The 18995-nt window shown below is 42.3% G+C and carries 14 protein-coding genes and 1 other annotated feature; of the genes, 4 read left to right on the top strand and 10 right to left on the bottom strand.

From position 1 onward, the window contains the following. Positions 1–21: 21 nt before the first annotated feature. From EDD69_RS03755 to EDD69_RS03730, 6 genes are read right to left on the bottom strand one after another with little or no spacing between them, the layout of a single operon-like run. The gene (locus EDD69_RS03755) at positions 22–1233 is read right to left on the bottom strand and encodes a type II secretion system F family protein (RefSeq protein ID WP_132947626.1); all 1212 of its coding nucleotides are present in this window, start codon (positions 1231–1233) and stop codon (positions 22–24) included. Then, a complete protein-coding gene (locus EDD69_RS03750) occupies positions 1234–2274 on the bottom strand; it encodes a type IV pilus twitching motility protein PilT (protein ID WP_132947625.1) in 1041 nt (346 codons plus the stop codon). Between the two features lie 11 nt (positions 2275–2285). Continuing rightward, entirely contained in the window at positions 2286–3950 is a 1665-nt protein-coding gene (locus tag EDD69_RS03745) for a GspE/PulE family protein (protein ID WP_132947624.1), read from the bottom strand. Continuing rightward, the gene (locus tag EDD69_RS03740) at positions 3947–5281 is read right to left on the bottom strand and encodes a VanW family protein (protein WP_132947623.1); all 1335 of its coding nucleotides are present in this window, start codon (positions 5279–5281) and stop codon (positions 3947–3949) included. The genes EDD69_RS03745 and EDD69_RS03740 overlap by 4 nt, the downstream gene beginning before the upstream one ends. A gap of 14 nt (positions 5282–5295) precedes the next feature. Continuing rightward, a complete protein-coding gene (locus tag EDD69_RS03735; RefSeq protein ID WP_132947622.1) occupies positions 5296–6108 on the bottom strand; it encodes a PRC-barrel domain-containing protein in 813 nt (270 codons plus the stop codon). Positions 6109–6113: 5 nt separating this feature from the next. Next, positions 6114–7247, bottom strand: coding sequence for a hypothetical protein (locus EDD69_RS03730; protein WP_132947621.1), 1134 nt, complete (start codon positions 7245–7247; stop codon positions 6114–6116). 103 nt (positions 7248–7350) lie between these two features. On the opposite strand from EDD69_RS03730, the gene EDD69_RS03725 reads away from it, so the two are divergent. From EDD69_RS03725 to EDD69_RS03715, 3 genes are read left to right on the top strand one after another with little or no spacing between them, the layout of a single operon-like run. Beyond that, complete coding sequence (locus tag EDD69_RS03725; protein WP_132947620.1) at positions 7351–7956, top strand: type IV pilus modification PilV family protein; 606 nt, start codon at positions 7351–7353, stop codon at positions 7954–7956. Further along, positions 7940–8503 carry a PilW family protein gene (locus EDD69_RS03720; protein ID WP_132947619.1) on the top strand — a complete coding sequence of 188 codons (564 nt, stop codon included), beginning with the start codon at positions 7940–7942 and terminating at the stop codon, positions 8501–8503. Before EDD69_RS03725 ends, EDD69_RS03720 begins: the two co-directional genes overlap by 17 nt. A gap of 11 nt (positions 8504–8514) precedes the next feature. Next, positions 8515–10119, top strand: a complete 1605-nt coding sequence (locus EDD69_RS03715; protein WP_132947618.1) for a hypothetical protein — start codon at positions 8515–8517, stop codon at positions 10117–10119. Positions 10120–10155: 36 nt separating this feature from the next. Here the strand turns inward: EDD69_RS03715 and EDD69_RS03710 are convergent, their stop codons facing one another. The 3 genes from EDD69_RS03710 to EDD69_RS03700 form a co-directional block, all read right to left on the bottom strand. Further along, a complete protein-coding gene (locus tag EDD69_RS03710) occupies positions 10156–13290 on the bottom strand; it encodes a VWA domain-containing protein (protein WP_132947719.1) in 3135 nt (1044 codons plus the stop codon). Between the two features lie 72 nt (positions 13291–13362). Beyond that, positions 13363–14700 (bottom strand): bifunctional folylpolyglutamate synthase/dihydrofolate synthase, encoded by a 1338-nt coding sequence (locus tag EDD69_RS03705; protein ID WP_132947617.1) that lies wholly within the window; start codon positions 14698–14700, stop codon positions 13363–13365. A gap of 65 nt (positions 14701–14765) precedes the next feature. Next, positions 14766–17390 carry a valine--tRNA ligase gene (locus EDD69_RS03700; protein WP_132947616.1) on the bottom strand — a complete coding sequence of 875 codons (2625 nt, stop codon included), beginning with the start codon at positions 17388–17390 and terminating at the stop codon, positions 14766–14768. A gap of 45 nt (positions 17391–17435) precedes the next feature. After that, positions 17436–17663: a binding site (T-box leader), on the bottom strand. A 128-nt stretch (positions 17664–17791) separates the two neighbouring features. On the opposite strand from EDD69_RS03700, the gene EDD69_RS03695 reads away from it, so the two are divergent. Continuing rightward, positions 17792–17983, top strand: coding sequence for a hypothetical protein (locus EDD69_RS03695; RefSeq protein ID WP_132947615.1), 192 nt, complete (start codon positions 17792–17794; stop codon positions 17981–17983). 23 nt (positions 17984–18006) lie between these two features. Here EDD69_RS03695 and ysxE read toward each other — a convergent pair whose 3' ends face one another. Next, on the bottom strand, positions 18007–18987 hold the full coding sequence (gene ysxE / locus EDD69_RS03690; protein ID WP_243643034.1) for a spore coat protein YsxE: 981 nt from the start codon (positions 18985–18987) through the stop codon (positions 18007–18009). Positions 18988–18995: the final 8 nt, after the last annotated feature.

Genomic DNA, 18995 nt, shown 5'->3' with positions numbered 1-18995 from the left:
GATCGTTTGAAAACTATGAATTTACGATTGAATGTGATTAAAAATATCAAACATTGGTACTAGAATCGATGTGACAATCGTCCCAACAACCCCAGCGAGAAGGACGATCATAAGCGGTTCAATTAAGGACTTTAATCGGTCGGTGGCCGCTTCGACTTCCGCTTCGTAAAAGTCGGCGACTTTCGCAAGCATGGCATCGAGCGAACCTGTTTCCTCACCAATGGCGATCATTTGGGTGACAAGCGGTGGAAACGCCCAATGGCGCCGCATCGGCTCGGTCAGCGATTGACCACGTTCAAGCGAGTCGCGCGCCTCGCGAATCACTTTTGCGATCACTTCGTTTTCAACGACGTTTTCAACGATCGAAAGCGCCTGTAAAATCGGAACGGAACTTGAAAATAAAGAACTCAATGTCCGCGTCATTCTTGCAAGCACGGCTTTTTGCAACATTCCGCCAAAAATCGGCAAACGCAACAATACATAATCGAAGTAATATTTCGTTTGTTTTTGCCTTTTCATCACCATAATCAGAGTATAAAAAGCGAGCAAGCTTAATAAAACAAGCCACCAGTATTGTTGCATCACTTCGCTCGCTTTTAAAACAAACTTCGTAATCGCCGGAAGTTCAGCGTTAAAGTCGGCAAACATCGCCACAAACGTCGGCACAACGCTGACAAGTAAGAAAATGACGACACCGACCGCAATCAAACCAACCACGATCGGATAGGCAAGAGCGGAAACGATTTTTTGACGCGTTCGATGGACTTTCTCAAAATGGTCGGCGAGCCGCTCAAGCGTTTCATCCATATTTCCGCCCGCTTCTCCTGCGCGAATCATATTCACAACGATCGGAGGGAAAATTTGTTTATGTTTAGCCATCGCCGCGGAAAGAGGATTTCCTTCCCGCAATTGTTCTTCAATGTCGATCAACACTTTTTTTAACGCTTTGCTGTCCGTTTGGTTCGCTAAAATGCGCGTCGCATCCACCACCGTGACTCCCGCTTTTAACAGCGTCGCAAACTGGCGCAAATAAATGACAAAATGCTGCAACTTGACGGGATTTCCAAACGTAATTTCTTTCGTTAATAACGTTTGCGGCACTTCGCGCAAGTCGATCACTTTAATGCCTTGCTCGCGCAACTTTAAGATCGCTTCCCGCTTTGTAGCGCTCGTCACAGTTCCTTTTCGCTTTCTTCCGCGCACATCGCGCCCTTCGTATCGAAACTGCGGCATTTACTCCCCCCTTTCCTGCAAATAAGGCTCAACCGCTTCTTTGGCGACAAGTCCTTGTTGTAACAGCTCTTTCATGCTTGCCTCAAGCGTTTGCATCCCTTGCGCTCGGCTCGTTTGCATGACGCTGACGATTTGATGCACTTTTTCGTTGCGAATTAAATTTGCCACCGCCGCATTGTTAATTAAAATCTCGGTTGCGGCAACGCGCGCAGTTCTTTGCGGATTTGGGAAAAGGCGTTGCGAAATAATCGCCACGAGCACCGATGCAAGCTGAATGCGAATTTGCGCTTGCTGCGCCGGCGGAAAGACATCGATAATGCGGTCAATGGTCGCAGGCGCACTCGATGTATGAAGCGTGCCGAGCACTAAATGCCCCGTTTCCGCGGCGGTAATCGCGGTCTGAATCGTTTCTAAATCGCGCATCTCGCCGACTAAAATCACATCAGGATCTTGGCGCAACGCCGCGCGCAATCCGCTTGCAAAATTGTTCGTATCAAAGCCGACTTCACGCTGATCAATAATGCAGTTGCCGTGCTTGTGCAAATATTCAATCGGATCCTCAAGCGTAATAATATGCCTTTTCATCGTTTTGTTCATATAATCAATCATCGCAGCAAGCGTCGTTGATTTTCCGCTTCCTGTCGGTCCTGTCACAAGAACAAGTCCTTGCGGTTTAGCCGCGATTTTCTTTAATACTTCAGGCAGCTTTAACTCATCAATCGTCGGGATTTTCGTTGGAACGACACGGATGGCAAGCGAAATGCAAGAACGTTGTTTAAACACATTGAAGCGAAAGCGGGAGATACCGGGAAGTCCGTAAGAAAAGTCAAGTTCTCCTTGCTCTTCAAATCGCTTCCACAATCGGTCCGAAATGACCGCTTTTGCCATCGCTTCCGTATCTTCTGGTTTCAATACCTCTTGTCCATATCGTTTCAGCTCTCCGTTAATGCGCATAATCGGAGGAACACCGACGGTTAAATGTAAATCCGATGCCTTCAATTCAAATGCAGCACGCAATAATTGGTCCAATCGTTGTTTCATGCTCCATCACCTTAGCTTAAAATGGATACGCGCAACACTTCTTCCGTTGTCGTTAAGCCTTGCTTCACTTTCAGCAGCCCATCATCAATTAAAAAGATCATTTTATTTTTAATGGCGAGCTCACGTAGTTTCGAAAGCGGTTCGCCATTTAAAATCACCTTGCGCATCTCATCGGTCATCACCATCAGTTCATGAAGCGCAATTCGCCCTCTATATCCCGTCATATTGCACGTTGGGCACCCGCGGCCGCGCATCACTTTTTCAATTTTCAAACCGCGGCGCGCGAAAATTTCAATTTCTCGCTTCGTCGGCTCTTGCTCTTGCTGACAATCGCGGCAAACGCGGCGAACGAGCCGTTGCGAAACGACTCCAGAAAGCGATGTCGCCACTAAAAACGGCTCAACGCCCATGTCGATTAACCGCGCAACCGTGCTTAACGCATCGTTTGTGTGCAGCGTACTTAACACGAGATGTCCCGTTAATGAAGCTCGAATCGCTACTTCTGCTGTTTCGCGATCGCGAATTTCTCCAACCATAATAATGTTCGGGTCTTGGCGCAAAATCGCACGCAACCCTTCGGCAAATGTCATGCCGACATTTGGATTAACTTGAATTTGGTTAATGCCTTCTAATTGATATTCAACTGGATCTTCAATCGTAATAATGTTCACTTCTTCACTATTTAAGCGATTTAACGCCGCATAAAGCGTTGATGATTTTCCTGACCCTGTCGGCCCTGTAATGAGCACAATTCCTGTCGGTTGTTCAATTAATTGGATAAAGCGCTGTAAATTGATTTTATTAAATCCTAACTTATTGATATCGTTGAGCGCTGTTCCTAAGTCAAGAACCCGCATCACAATTTTTTCGCCATAAATCGTTGGGATTGTCGAAACGCGCAAATCGATTGGATGGAAATCGATGTTCATTTTAATGCGTCCATCTTGCGGAACGCGATGTTCCGTAATGTCCATGTTCGCTAAAATTTTAATGCGCGCCGTTAACATTCCTTGCATATGTTTTGGCAACGCTCGCTCCGTCCGCAACAAACCGTCAACCCGATAACGAATCACAACTTTTGTCTCTTGCGGGTCGATGTGAATATCGCTCGCTCGCTGTTCAACAGCCATCTGTAAAATTTGATTGACGAGCCGAACGATTGGTGAATCGTCTTCCACTAGACGTTCTTGTTCGACCGTTTCCGGTGTCGGTGCGGCACTTAAAAATTCTTCCATCGAATCGTCAACGTCATAATATTTATTAATCGCTCTCAAAATATCGTCTTTCGATGCGATCGCCGTTTCGATATGAAAGCCCGTCGAAAGCCGCAAATCATCAATCGCAAAAAAATCCATTGGATCCGCCATCGCAACAAGAAGGCGATCGCCTTCTTTTTTCAGCGGAATGAGCATATTGCGCTTCGCAAATTCTTTTGGCACTAAACTCATGAGCTTCGGATCAATCGGATAACGATACAGACTAACGTGCGGGATCCCAAGTTGAAATTCGAGTACTTCAATAAGCTGCTGTTCTGTGATGTAACCGCGTTGGAGAAGAGCGTCGCCGAGCTTTTGCCCCGGCGCTTTTTCTTTTAACGTTTCTTCTAGTTGTTCTTTCGTGATGATCCCTGCTTCAACTAACAAATCACCCAATCGTTTTCGTTCTTGTTTTTTCACGACGACTCGCCTTCCTCGCTCCCTTTCATTTGTTCTTGTTCATGGCCCCATATGTCTTCATCGCTTGCTTTTGAACCGCTTGTTGATGAATTTTGTTTTGTTTTGTTCTCTTGGCTTTCTGGTGAACTTGGTTCTGTTTGAGAAGTTGTTTCTTTGTCCTCTTGAGAAATTTCTCCATTAGGCATTTCATTTTTTAAACCGCGCACTACAACGGTGTGAACAGGAGGATAAAAATCTTCCGCAACCAATTCTGTTTCAAGCAATTGGTTGTTCCAATCATAAATCTCTTTGTGAACCCGAACGAGCATTCCTTGCTTTCCTTCCTGCTTCACACGCTTTTCATCCGGTTTAAGCATCGCGCTATATTGAGCGACCGTTTTCGGTTCATAATATTCGATCGGATCAACTTTAATCGCATATTTATGAATAAATGGAAAACCGATGCACGACACTTTTAATTGATTGGCTTCGATTGTCAATTGCAACATATACGCTGAATCGTTTGGGTTAAAGAAAATAAAATCCCGTTCTCCTTCCTCCACCCTCGCTTCAAAGCCTGGACGAATGTTCGCAGGTAAAGCGGTGCTTGTATGTCTTTCAATCACTTCAAAATTTGTTGGCAAAATCGCTTCATATATCGCTGAAGCAAGAATCGTTAATGCATCTGACGAAATCGTTTCTCCTTGTTCTTTCATGTAATCTAAAAGCGAAAACATTTGTTTTTCGCCAATCGTAATCGATGAATGGCGGGAAAGCCATGAACGCAGTTCCGCTTCATGTTGTCCAACAGCAACCATTGCCTTGGAAATGACAGTTTCTTGTTTTTGCTCCATTTTTGCATAACTCATGAGCGCAAGTTGAGCGGAAGGTTGCAATGAAGCAGCAATGCTTATTAATTGTTGCTTAAGCGCTTGTTCGTCAAGCCACTCGGAAAACGTATTTCCTGCTAATTTTTCAAGCACAGAGCGCAACGCGTTTTCATCGACTGAAACGAGGAGAGGGGAACGCTTTCCATTTACCGCTCGTTGTACGCTTTCCTTTACCGCAAATGAAAACAAGTCGATCGGTACATTGGCCTCTTTTCCATCATATAAAAGGGTGATCGCGGCTGACTGTTTCCAATCAGCCACTTTCTTACTTACACGCTGAATCGCCTCTTCTTTGGAAAGATCAGCAACGCTTACCGTACCGACTACCGTTCCTTTCGGAAAAACGTTTTTGTTGAAAAAGAATGATTCATATGCAAACGTAGCCGCTTGTGAAAATGTAATCAAATAAGCGGTGCTAACAACTAGGAGGAAAAAGAGTTTAAGCGCGGCGTTTCTTTTCACACCTAAATGCCTCCTTACTCCTCTTCAACGTGCATGGAAAGCTCGACAATCACGCCTGGTCCCTCTTCTTGAGCACGCATGACATCTTCAGCCGTTAAAACGGTGCCTGCTGGAATGAAAACATTTCCATTTCGATCCATGATGTCTTTTTTCACTTTTTTCCCTGCCAAAAGTTCAATTTGCTTTCTTTTTAACATTTGAATCTCGTAATCTTCTTGATCATCAACAACGTTGCTTTTTTGATCGTTCTCAACGATTGGTTGTTCACCCGCCAACATTGCAGAGGATTGGCTTTCTTTTTCGGCTGCCTCGTTTGATTTTTCAAGTTGATTTAGCTCATTCACGTCATCCGCAAAGGAAGAAGGAGCTTCTTCACGAACAATAATGATGTCTTTTCCGTATGTTAACACTTGTTTTGCTGGCAAAATCGTTTCACGATCGCCAACATGCAATTGCAAACCTAGGATCATTCCTGTTTCTTCATCAATGAAAAATTCGATTGCTTCTCCAAGCAATTCCCCTTTTCGTGTCATAACTTTCGCGTTTTTAATCGCAATTTTTTTATTCACTAATTCATTGGCAATTGGAATGACATTTAAATCGATAATTGCACCTTCTTCTTCAATCGTTACCGCAAATTCACCGATTCCAACGATTTTACGGAACGGGATCGCTTTTACGCTAATTTGCCAATCTTCTTGTTCAACGACTAAGAAATCGACACTCCCTTTTTCAGGATTAATGACTAATGAATTGACTTTTCCAACTTGTGAACCGTTTTGAATGCTGATAATTGGAAGTCCGATTATTTGTGTGCTACTCTTCATCTTTTTCACCCCATTTTTTGTTGAACGTATTCAATGAGAAATTCAATTTGTTGTTGAAGAATCGGATAGCTTGTCCATTTTTCTCGAAGTTCCATTAATAATTGTGAAAGCTTCTCATATTGATGTGAAGCTAAGTAATGTTCAATTAATAGAGTTGCAAATGTATAATAGTCTTGCTCATGCAAGTTCGGATGCAAATGTTCGCGGATGAGTCGCTCATATTCATCGCCATCAACATATTTCCGCATCGCTTGTAATTGAGCGGCTAAATTTTTCATTAACTCTTTTTGTAACGGACTTTGTTTTTCTTCAGTTTGTTCATTTTCTAGATCGATTTGTGGATCTTCTTCGATTAATGTCAATTCTTCTAGTTCTTCATAGGAATCTTCCTCTGTCCACGCCGCTAACAGTTCAGCTTCGGATGTTTCTGTTTCGTTCTCTAGGAACAATTCTTCTAATTCATCATCGGTTTTCTCCGGCTCTGTCCATTTTTCTAGCTGTTCATACTCCGATGATTCCAACTCGTTTTCTAATGGTTGATCAAACAACTCGTCCCATTCTTCATCTGAAGATAATTCATCAAACAAAGGCAGAACCTCTTCTTGCGTTTCTTTCTTCTCTAGCCCTTCATCAAAATTTTGAGATAAAGATAGAAGCTCTGTTTTTGGCTCTTCAATCGCTTGAAGCGCATCATCCAAATCGCGATGAACCAGTTCTTCTAAATAATCATCGGACGATGATTCGTCAACCAAAACACTCGCTTCTTGCGGTGTCTCCTTTTGCAATGTTTCATCCGAAGATCCTAAGCTTTCTATCCATTCCATTTGTTCTTCGTCTTCAACGGCTTCTTCTTCGATCACCACCATTTTTTCCTCCTCATCATCCGTTAACGCTGTGGCATATAAAAGATGCTCTAGTTTACGGTCAAGCAAATATGTACTAGCCGCTGTTAATAAAAACAGCAATAAAGCTACTTGCCAAAGCGGAAAAACCGCTTTCGCCAATAAGCCGAATGAACCAAACAACAGCGACACAATCGCCACCGTCCACGCTCCGCGGCGCGTTAGACCTAGCGGCAGAAATAATAGAACGGGGATCAGAATAAGAAAAGCAAGCGCGATAAATAAAAGCGAAATCAACCTCTCACCCCTATTTCACCATATTTCACCATAAATTCAAACGATAGATAACTCTAACATATTGTATAATAAAGTTATGTATTTTAAAAGAAGGGGAAAGAAAATGCGTAAAAAGAAGTGGACCGTTGTCAACCAGACGCACGGGTTTACATTAATTGAAGTGTTGTTATCCATCATGATCTTATCTGCTGTGACAACTGGAATGTTTATGTTCTTTACAAACGCGATGAAATACACAACATATAATCAAGGAAAAACCGTCGCCATCAACATCGCTCGCGGTGTTTTAAACTATATGGAACGTCTCGATTTTGAAAACGTGAAACAATATATGCAAACGGAAATGGATAACAGAAAAGAGCCGTTTGTCAAAATCGATGCCTCCAGCTGCCATGCACCATTGTTTGATGACGAGACTGTGTGCCGTGCACTTCTTCGCCCAACAATCAACAACGTTGTCTATGATGAAAATCGCATTCAAGTATGGCTCGTTCCTTACAACGGTGAGAAATGGACAGAGCTGAAAAATAATCCCCCTTTATCGCTTCCTGAAAAACTAAAAATGAAGATTCACAGCGAAACGAGCGAAAACAGCGATTCACGATTACAAAACTATTTAATAAGGGTGTACGTCACCGTTCGCTGGGGCGAAAACGATGAAGACGTTGAGGTACTCGAAGGGGTGATTGCCAATGAAACGATTCGTTAACGAAGAAGGATTGACGCTCATTGAATTGCTCACGGCTCTGACCATTGCTTCGCTCATATTCGCTTCCGCTTACGGCGTATTCTTGAGCGGGATCAAAGCGTATAAACGAATCGGCATTGAAAATCAACTGCGCAGCGAAGCCGATTACGTCATTGCGACGATCATGAATGAACTGTACCGATTCGCTCCCGACGGCATTGACACTGCCTCTTCAACAAATGAACGGATCACATTTATAAAAAATAAACAAAAAGTCATTGATCCAGACATTGGTCTTGTTGAAGAAAAAAAAGTGAACGAGCAAACGTTGACGATTGAACTACAAAATGAAACGATATTGATGAACGGTGAATCACTCAACTCTGATAATTTAAAAATCGTCCCAGAAAAATCTTCATTGTCTTACGATTGTGTCAGAAAAGAAGGAACGGTTTGTCGCAGTGGAATCGTCACCATTGTCCTGTCCGTTCAAGATCGCGATCACGACAGCGAAGATGATTTATTATACATCGAACCATTTTCATTAAAAACGGAATTTGGTTTCTAGGGGGGATGCTGGTGAATGAAAAAGGATATAGCTTAGTGTTCGTTTTACTGACCGTAACCATTTTTTTTATTCTTGGTTTGACGATTTTATCCGTTAGCATCTATCAAGCTAAATTTACACAAGTGCGCATAGAAGACGTCGAATCGCTTCACGAAGCCGTCAAAGCTATAGAAGAAACAATTGCGGAGCTCAAAGTAAAAGTGGAAAATCTAGATTTATCCACTCCGAGTCAGTTAGATAACGATTTAGGAAGCGCACAATCTGGATTTATCAAAGATCTTATGGATCGGCACGGTGTTTCTATTGAAGATATGACAAAAGAAAACAAAATCGAACGCAACAAACTATTTACACGCGTCTACGTCATTTCCAAACGATACGGCAACAAAACCGTTTCGCGCCAAGTCATCATAACGAACACACCAAGCTTTCTTAAGTATGCAATCGGCTCGCGCGAAGATGTCACATTAAACGGCGGCTCTTACATTGACGGAAATATTTACGCAGAAAAAAATTTTTATGTCACGAACGTCGCCAACTACATTTACAATTCACAAAAATATAGCGAACCAACATCGTTTCCGACGACAAGCGAAACGAGTGTATTATTTGTCGGCGGCAATCGCTATGCTTGCAATCATGAAAATGGTAGCTGCTACAGCACCGCCAACAATCGTTTCGAGCGGATCATGGCTAACTACCGTTTAAACGAGGTTACCTTTGAAGATCAAGGCCCTTCTTTACAAAAAGAATATGATGAATTTATTGATGTCGATTTTGATTGGACATTTAAAGACAAATTATTAAACGCGGCAGGAATTGAAACGTTTAGTAAAGAGTATGAAGCAAATATTAACAAAAGTAGTGATCAATTACTCGATGAACTAAAAAACAATTTTACTGTTTTAGATAGTACGCAATCCCTTTTCACAAGCTTGTCAGAAATGCCATCGAATCAGTCGATTCTTCTTGAATCAGATGAAATATCATCGTTTTTTATTGAGAGCGGAGAAGTTGATCTAGAAAATCGGTGGCTAATCGTCAATGGTGATTTATTTTTAGGCAATAGCATAAACAAACCAGTAAAGATACGAGGAAATATTCTCGTATTCGGCAATTTAACGATTAGCGGTGATGTCCAATTTGATTCAACGATTTACGTTCTTAATCGTACATTCATTTATAATGCAAATATTTCGGGCTGGAATGATAAACAAGTCGTTTTATTATCAAAAGGACCACTGGAAATTGCCCGGATCAATGAATTTCAAAACAATTTTTCATTTGATACACCAAACCTTAAAGGATATTTTTACACCGATAGTAACGCTGTTCTTTATGCAGTAGGGTCGTATGTGAACATTAAAGGCGGGTTGTTCGCGCGCGGAAATCCAGATGAAACCGTTTCAGATGCAGATACATCCGGCCTTGTCATTAACGCATATCGTGGAGAGGCGGAAGCGCATAGTGACAGCATTTCGTTCGTTCCATCAGAAAATAAAGAACAATCTCGTTTCGTTGTTCGTCATGATTACTCGATATGGATCGATCGAGGCCTAGGACTTCCATTTGTAAATAAGCTGGATTTAATTGTTGATAAAATCAAAGTAGAATAAGAAACCGACATAGTTAAGCCTATGTCGGTTTTTTCATTACCATCGGTTTGTTCCACCATTGTCTCCTGGATTTGTGCTTTTTTCTTGAACAACCACAATGACGGAGTCTTTGATGTCTTGATCATCTTTCCCTTTCTGCTCAGCAATCGCCGTCACGGTCGCATAACCGATATCTTTTGCTTGAACAAACCATTTTCCGTGTTTAAAGAGCACTTCGACATACTCAGGCGCGCTTGATTGAACCGTTTTAATATTTTTGTTTGTGGCGTTGCTTGGGATAAATTCGATTTTTGAATCAAGTTCCACTTGTTCACCAATCGTTACATATAAAACTGGTTGTTTAAAACGAATGGATTCAAGTGGAACAAATGGGTCGATCACTGTAATTCTTGCTGTAGCCGTAACGTTACTTCCATCTAACGCTTTTACTGTAATATCAACAACCCCTGGACGAAGAGCCACTACGTTTCCTTGATCGACGGTTGCCACGCTCTCATCACTCGATGTCCATATAAGTGATGGATCCGTCGCATCATTCGGTACAATTTCAACAGAAATCGTCTGTGTTTCCCCTACATTCATGGTTGATTGATACTCAAGTTGTAGTTGGCTAATGAGCTTCTTGTAGGTTAAAGACACCGTTGCAATACCGTCTCCTTTTGTAAAGCCGCCTGTTGCCTTTACAGAAATCACAGAATAGCCATCGAAAGTAATCGGTATTTCATAAGGAGCATTTAACGGCTTCCAACTTGAATCTTGTTGTTTCTCATTTTCCACTTGATACTCATACGACACACCTTCGCCTGCTACCAAACCGACCAAGCGCACTTTCACTGGTTCTGTGACGATGGAGCCACTCGCCACTCCTTGACCATTTTCTGTAAAAATACCCAATTGAGGAGTTAAATTCAATTCAACAACTTGATCGTTTTTATACGTCACGACAATAATCAAATCCTGACTATTTGGCTTAAATTCGAGCGATTTGATCGGCAACATCAGCAGACCATAGTCATTCGGATGCTTCGTCGTCGCAAGTAAATTCGTACTTTCTTCAGCAGATTGCCATTTAGAAACAAGTCCGCGACTATCTCCTTCATAATAAATATCAGGGAATTCCAATAGACGTACTTTCATGCTAATGAGTTGCGGAGCCACTGGCAACGTCGAGGTGCGTGAACCGTGTTTGCTATCTGTAAAAGAAACGGTCGCTTTCGGCAACTGCACCCCTTCCATCGCCCAATTTGCCTGCAAGGTCAAATCCGCTGTAAGAGTTTTGCTATTTAATTGCGTATAATCAATCGTCGTGTTTGGAAACGCGATTTCCGCATAGGTGACACCGTTATCGCTATAAACCGTTACATTAGATGAAGGAATAACCGTAATCCCTTCAGGAAGAGGTTGAATGATTTTAATATTGTTTAAGTTCCCTGAAACACCTTTACCTACATATCCAACCGCTGTTAATGAATATTGCGCCTTAAACTGATTGGAGTCGCTGTTGCTGTTTCCGAATTTGATTAAGTCATGAACATCCCTTGAAATTCCTTGTAAACGAACACTTCCTTCAAACGCCGGCGGCACTTCATCTTTCACGACAACCGTTGCTGATTTTGTTATGGTTGGTTGCAACACTCCGTACACATCGCGATACGTTAATTCCACATCAAACGTATATGTTCCTTTTTCTTTAAATAAGACAGGAATGGAAATGTTTACAGGTGGAGGAGTTCCTTGTCCTACTTTATACGGAATAGTAAACGAAATATACGCGTTTTCTTTTTTCTCATCAAGCCAAACGTTTTCATTTTCGACAATTTGTACGTTTCCGTTAAACGCTTTTAACGGAATTTTTACGGTTCCGCTTAACATTGGATCCGTAGCCAATTTTGAAAACTGTTGAAAAATCTCAGTCAAGTTTTGTGTCGTTCCTTGCTTGGCTATTCCACCCGTCATCGAAGATAATTTTTCTAAATAATCCATATCGACTTCTTGGTTATTGCCAAAGCCGATGGAGTAAAGCATAATATTGTTCATGCCAAGATCTTTTGCAACGTTAATTCCATGGGTACGAATTTTTTCTTCGAAATTTTTGTAAGTTGTAGAACTACGATATGTCGTTGTTTGTTTCCCACTTGGATAGTAAACCGTTCGATCCACTGTTTTTCCATCAGAATATAGTATATATTCAACATCTAAATCCTCTGTTTTTTCATTACATTCTTTCCACCACAATATTCCTTCACAAACTTCATACGTAACCGACTCCTTCGCTTTCGAAACCGTCGGCTTTCCATCCGTTAAAAAGATAATATATTTTTTACGGGTTGGATCGTTAAAAAACAATTGCGCTTCTTGCAACGCTTGCGTATAGTTTGTTCCGCCATTAGCTCGAAGATCATCCACTTTTTCCGCAATCTCGTCTAAATGCCGTTGAACATCATATGTTCCAGTAGGAAACTTCACAACATCTTTAACGCTAGTTGAAAAAGGAACAAGGGCAAATCGGTCATTCGGATTGGCATTCGCTTTAAAATAGTCTACTGCTGATTTAAGTGCTTGTTTAGCGCTTTGAAATTTAAATTTTGATTCACCCATCGAACCTGATACGTCAAAAACAAACACCACATCAATCGGCGGGCGGACAATGCTGTCGATTCTTCCTTGAGGGATTAATGTGATGTCCAATCTTCCTTGCGCATCACCATTAGGCGGTTTGGCATATTCAGGCTGTGAAAACGACACATCAAAATCTAATGAGGGTTTATGAGCCAATACATACTCATATGGAGTAGATGGGAACGAAAAATAAAGGTCTTCTTTTCCATTTCCTAATGTTCGATACGCATCGACGATAATTTCGTATGTGACATTCTCCTCACTCGTCTGCGGCCATTTTCCGGTCATGTCGAGAGAAAACGTATATTTTTTTTGTCCGTTTTTATCTGCAGGTACTTCGACGGCGTTTGTACGGAAACGGACCGTTGAATTGCTATTTCCTTTTATGCTAATCTTCACGTCAAAAGAAGTAATGGTGTTTCCTTTTCCATCTCCTTCGCCAGGCGCTGTTGCCCAACCTTCAATTTGACTTTCTGTAACCGTCGTAATACCTCCATCTTTTTTATCTTCTCCCCATGCAACTCGCGCATCAACAAAGAGAAAACCGATCATAAATAATACTACAGTAGCTAGTTTTAAAACTTTTCCCGTCCTTTTCACCCACCTCTCCCCCTTTCCAAAGACCTATTTTTCTTTTATTATATCAGCAATTTTTCCTACAAAGGTATTCATTTTTAAAAACTTTCGCACATCTGATATGAAATAAAGCGAGCCTGTAATGACGATTAAATCATCGTTTTTTGCCGTTTTTCGCTTTTGTTTTATCCATTGTTTCCAATCGTCTACACATTGTTTGGCATGGTGATTACATTGTTCGGCCAGCTCTTCCGCTGTTGCTGCGCGCGGGAAGTCAAACGATGTAAACGTAATCGTTTCAGCAATATTCGCAAGCGCTTCAATCATTGGCTTGAGCGGTTTATCGCGCAGCGCACTAAATAAAACATGAACGCTTTTGTTTGGATAATGCGTTTGAATCGTTTGAACGAGGCTTTCGATTCCTTCCATATTGTGCGCCCCATCCAGGATGATCGGCGGCCGTTTCGATATTTTTTCAAAGCGTCCGATCCATTGTGCTTGCCGCACTCCCTCACGTATATGTTGTTCTTCGATAATGAATGAATAGTACGTGCGCAAATAATCAGCCGCCATGACAGCTAATGCCGCATTTTTTACTTGATGCGCTCCAAGCATGGAAATGGATAAATCGCGATATAGTGCAAATGGCGTTTGCAGCGAAAACTGTTCGCCGTTTTCTGTCGCTTCATGATGTGTAATTGTAAAATGATTGTTTAATTCATACACTTTTGCTTTCAACGATTTCGCACGTTCATAAATGACGTCAAGCGCTTCTTTTTGATCGACAGCCGTAATGACCGGAACACCTGCTTTGATAATCCCAGCTTTTTCAAATGCGATTTGCTCTAATGTATCTCCTAATATATGTGTATGATCAAAACCAACGTTTGTAATCAAAGAAAGCAACGGATAAATGACATTGGTTGAATCCAGTCTGCCGCCAAGACCGACTTCAAAAAGGACGACATCTTGAATGTTCATTTTGCCGAAGTAATAAAGCGCCATGGCGGTAATGACTTCAAACTCGGTTGGTCCGCCTAATTCCGTTTGTTCTAATTCTTCGGCAAGCGGTTTGATCACTTGAACGAGCTTCATAATTTCAACGTCGCTAATCGGTTTGCCGTTAATGCTGATGCGTTCGTTAAATTGCTCAACATATGGCGATGTAAATGTGCCGACCGAATAACCTGCTTGCTGTAAAATATTGCGCAAATAGCAAACGGTCGAACCTTTTCCGTTTGTTCCGCCTACATGAATTGCTTTAATGCGACGCTCTGGATGATCCAATTTTTCCATCATCCACTCCATGCGCTTTAATCCCGGTTTCATCCCTAACGTTAAACGACTATGAATCCAATCAACAGCTTCTTTATATGTACGAATCATTGTACACCATCCCCCTTTTTCATAAATAAAAGACGAATCCAAACGGATTCGTCTTCATCATAAGACTATTGTTTTAATTGCGCAAGACGAGCGCGTACCGCTTCACGCTTTTCGAGATAATCTTTTTCTTTTTTGCGCTCTTCTTCCACGACGTGCGCCGGCGCTTTCGCAAGGAAGCCTTCGTTGCTTAATTTCTTTTGCACTCGCTCGACTTCTTTATCGAGCTTTTCTAGCTCTTTTTCAAGGCGCTTAATTTCTTCTTCAATGTTAATGAGCCCTTCAAGCGGCAAGCTTAATTCGGCACCGGTTACGACAGCGGTCATCGCTTTTTCGGTTACCGGAATATCTGTGCCAATGATGAGTTCGCTCGGATTGCAGAAACGTTCAATGTACGAACGGTTCTTTTCAAGCGTTGCGGCGATTTGCTCATCTTTTGCTTTAATGTGCAATGTAATCGGTTTGCTTAACGGCGTGTTCACTTCGGCACGAATGTTGCGCACCGCGCGAATGATGTCAACAAGCAAGCGCATTTCTTCAGCAGCTTGTTCGTCTGTTAATTCAGGGCGAACTTCTGGCCATTTCGCCACTGTAATCGATTTTCCTTCGTGCGGAAGTTGTTGCCAAATTTCTTCTGTAATAAACGGCATAAACGGATGAAGCAAACGCATCGTATTGTCAAGCACATATGCAAGCACTGAGCGCGTTGTATGCTTTCTTGCCTCGTCGTCACCGTAAAGCGGCAACTTCGCCATTTCGATATACCAGTCGCATAAATCATCCCAAATGAAGTTGTAAAGGACGCGGCCCACTTCACCAAATTCATATTTTTCAGCGAGCTTTGTCACTGTTTCAATTGTCTCGTTCAAACGAGCTAAAATCCATTTATCCGCGACGGATTTTTCGCCGGTTAAGTCAATTTGTTCGTACGTTAAGCCGCCCATATTCATGAGTGCAAAACGGGAAGCATTCCAAATTTTGTTCGCAAAGTTCCATGTTGCTTCCACTTTTTCCGTGCTGAAGCGCAAATCTTGTCCTGGCGCGCTTCCTGTCGCCAAGAAGAAGCGAAGCGAATCGGCACCGTATTGATCGATTACCTCCATTGGGTCGACGCCGTTGCCAAGCGATTTGCTCATTTTTCTTCCTTGTGCATCGCGCACTAAACCATGAATCAATACATCTTTAAACGGACGTTTGCCTGTAAACTCAAGCGCTTGGAAAATCATGCGCGATACCCAGAAGAAAATAATGTCATACCCTGTCACTAACACGTCCGTTGGATAGTAGCGTTTGTAATCGTCCGCTTGCTCATCCGGCCAACCCATTGTCGAGAATGGCCATAACGCGGAGCTAAACCACGTATCTAAAACATCTGGATCTTGTTCCCAATTTTCAATATCTGCTGGCGGTTCATGATCAACGTATACTTCGCCTGTTTCTTTATGATACCAAGCCGGAATGCGATGACCCCACCATAACTGACGAGAGATGCACCAGTCGCGAATGTTTTCTAACCAGTGCAAATATATTTTTTCAAAGCGCTCCGGAACGAAGTTTACTTTTCCTTCTGTTTTTTGCAACTCAATCGCTGCTTCCGCAAGCGGCTTCATTTTGACAAACCATTGCGTTGAAAGGTAAGGCTCAACAACCGCACCGCTTCGTTCGCTATGACCGACGGAATGCACGTGTTCTTCAATTTTGAAAATAACGCCTTGTTCTTGCAAGTCTTTGACGAGTTGTTTACGACATTCGAAACGATCGAGACCTTGATATTGCATCGCGTTTTCGTTCATTGTGCCGTCTTCGTTCATAACAAGAATGCGCGGCAAGTTATGGCGATTGCCGACCTCAAAGTCGTTCGGGTCATGCGCTGGCGTAATTTTCACCGCTCCTGAACCGAATTCCATATCGACATACTCATCGCCGATGATTGGAATTTCACGGCCAACAATTGGCAAGATCACCGTTTTGCCAATTAAATGTTTATAGCGTTCATCCTCTGGGTTCACAGCGACCGCCGTATCACCAAACATCGTTTCTGGTCGTGTCGTCGCCACTTCGATGTAGCCAGAGCCGTCCGCAAGCGGATAACGCATATGGTATAGCGCACCTTGAACGTCTTTATAAATGACCTCAATATCCGATAACGCGGTTTTCGTCACTGGATCCCAGTTAATAATGTATTCCCCGCGATAAATAAGCCCTTTTTTGTATAGGGAAACAAACACTTCGCGAACCGCTTTTGACAATCCTTCATCGAGCGTAAAACGTTCGCGCGTATAATCAAGGCCGAGACCTAATTTTGCCCATTGCGCACGGATATGCTTCGAATATTCTTCTTTCCATTTCCACGTTTCTTCTACAAACTTTTCGCGTCCTAAATCATAACGCGATTTTCCTTCATTGCGCAATTTTTCTTCTACTTTTGCTTGCGTTGCAATGCCGGCATGGTCCATTCCCGGAAGCCATAATACATCGTATCCTTGCATGCGCTTCATGCGCGTAATAATATCTTGCAATGTCGTATCCCATGCGTGTCCTAAATGGAGCTTTCCTGTGACGTTTGGCGGCGGAATGACGATCGTAAACGGTTTTTTTCCTTCTTCTCCTGTCGCTTCAAAAAACTTTCCTTCTAGCCACCAGTTGTAACGATTCGCTTCTACTGATTTATGGTCGTATTTTGGCGATAACACAATGTTCCCTCCTTAACCTAAAATAAAAAAACTCCTTATCATCCAAAAAAGGACGAAAGGAGTAAACTTCCGCGGTACCACCTTTTTTCTTAAGCCACAAGGCTTAAGCACTCAAACACGTAACGGCTGTGCAACCGGCTTCTTCTACTTCGAGTTCAAAGAAGCAGCTCAAGGGCGACCTTCCGACGACCACAAACCTAGGAAATCTCGCAGCTATTGATTTCCCTCTCTGCAGGCGGGTTTCGCCGTACTCTTCCCTTTCTTCGCTTTTCGTTTATGTAATTCATTCATAATACTACATAAAAAAGGTATGAATCGTCAATAATCTTTGCCACATTTTCGCCACTTTATACACCAAAAAACGAAAGATGACATATGATGCATAAGAAGGGGGAGTTCACATGCGAAAACGATATAACCCTTATGCGCTTCCGCCATGGCTGCGACAGCTTCGCGCCATCTGCGCCCAATTTATCATTCCCATTACGATCTTTCAGGCGATTCGCACCATCTTTTTGCCGACGACATTTGATGTCATTTTATTAGCCATCTTTATTTTACTCGCCATTGCCTTTTACTTCGAATGGCTATAAAAAACAACCGTCTGCCTATACGCTTACGGTTGTTTTTGTTTCGCTTCCATCCATTTTGAAATGACGTATTCAATATTTTTGATTTGCCAATATGCTTTTTGCAGCCGTGCGACATATTGTCGTTCCGTGTGATGAGAACGGTGATGTTCATACTCATAAACGAGGCGATACAGCATATGAGGATAGGCTAAATAGCTGTAAAAAAGCGCTTGTTCGTCTTCAGACAGCGGAAGTTCTTGTTCATAGTCGTTCATCCATCGTACACCATCATCACACATAAACGGATATGTGCGCAAATAAGAATGAAAGAAAAGAAATAAATCATGAAACGGTGCAGCCCATTTGGCGTGTTCCATGCTAATAAAATACCTTGCTCCGTTTTGTCCCTCAACATAATGATCAAACGACGGATTTCCGTGAATGAAAGCGACGCGTATTTTTTTCTTTTCTGTTAATACTTCATGCCAACGTTCTAACATTTGCTCCGAAAACAAGTACGCCCGCATCACTTCATGAAAATACGTGCAAAATTGCAGTTGAAACGGAGACATATACCATTGTTGTTCGCATTTCTCCATATAATCGTTCAGAAATTGTTTTTCTTTATTGCTTTCATTTTTTCGCTCATCGTAATAACGCTGAATCTCTTCCGCTGTTACAGTCCGTTCTTTGATGGAATGCTTGTGCCATGTTGCTAAATCACGAAAGAAATGAGCGTTTGTTTCTTTTGGCTTTTTTAGCCATGGCATTAAATAATAAAATTGCTCGCGAAAACGAACGAGCGGCTGGTTCGGCATCGCCTCGTAAATCGGAGGGACCATGGGTAACCGCAGGCGATAAGCTTGTTCAATCGCTTGCCATTGCTCGAAGGAATGAAGTTCTTTTAAAGCAAACGTTCCTTTGTTCGTATACACTTTTTTTACTTTCCCGTTCTCTTCGATGTAATCGACATGCAAATGATACGTGCGCAAAACGGGAACGTATCGTTGCCAACTCTGTTTCAACGAACACA

The sequence above is a fragment of the Thermolongibacillus altinsuensis genome, from assembly GCF_004341205.1.
GTDB classification, from domain to species: Bacteria; Bacillota; Bacilli; order Bacillales; family Anoxybacillaceae; genus Thermolongibacillus; species Thermolongibacillus altinsuensis.
This window is presented reverse-complemented; position numbering and strand designations above follow the sequence as displayed.

Excerpts from the sequence above, each read along its gene's own strand:
- EDD69_RS03755 (WP_132947626.1), bottom strand. The coding sequence starts at position 1,233 with ATGCCGCAGTTTCGATACGAAGGGCGCGATGTGCGCGGAAGAAAGCGA.
- EDD69_RS03750 (WP_132947625.1), bottom strand. The coding sequence starts at position 2,274 with ATGAAACAACGATTGGACCAATTATTGCGTGCTGCATTTGAATTGAAG.
- EDD69_RS03735 (WP_132947622.1), bottom strand. The coding sequence starts at position 6,108 with ATGAAGAGTAGCACACAAATAATCGGACTTCCAATTATCAGCATTCAA.
- EDD69_RS03725 (WP_132947620.1), top strand. The coding sequence starts at position 7,351 with ATGCGTAAAAAGAAGTGGACCGTTGTCAACCAGACGCACGGGTTTACA.
- EDD69_RS03720 (WP_132947619.1), top strand. The coding sequence starts at position 7,940 with ATGAAACGATTCGTTAACGAAGAAGGATTGACGCTCATTGAATTGCTC.
- EDD69_RS03710 (WP_132947719.1), bottom strand. The coding sequence starts at position 13,290 with ATGATCGGTTTTCTCTTTGTTGATGCGCGAGTTGCATGGGGAGAAGAT.
- EDD69_RS03705 (WP_132947617.1), bottom strand. The coding sequence starts at position 14,700 with ATGATTCGTACATATAAAGAAGCTGTTGATTGGATTCATAGTCGTTTA.
- EDD69_RS03695 (WP_132947615.1), top strand. The coding sequence starts at position 17,792 with ATGCGAAAACGATATAACCCTTATGCGCTTCCGCCATGGCTGCGACAG.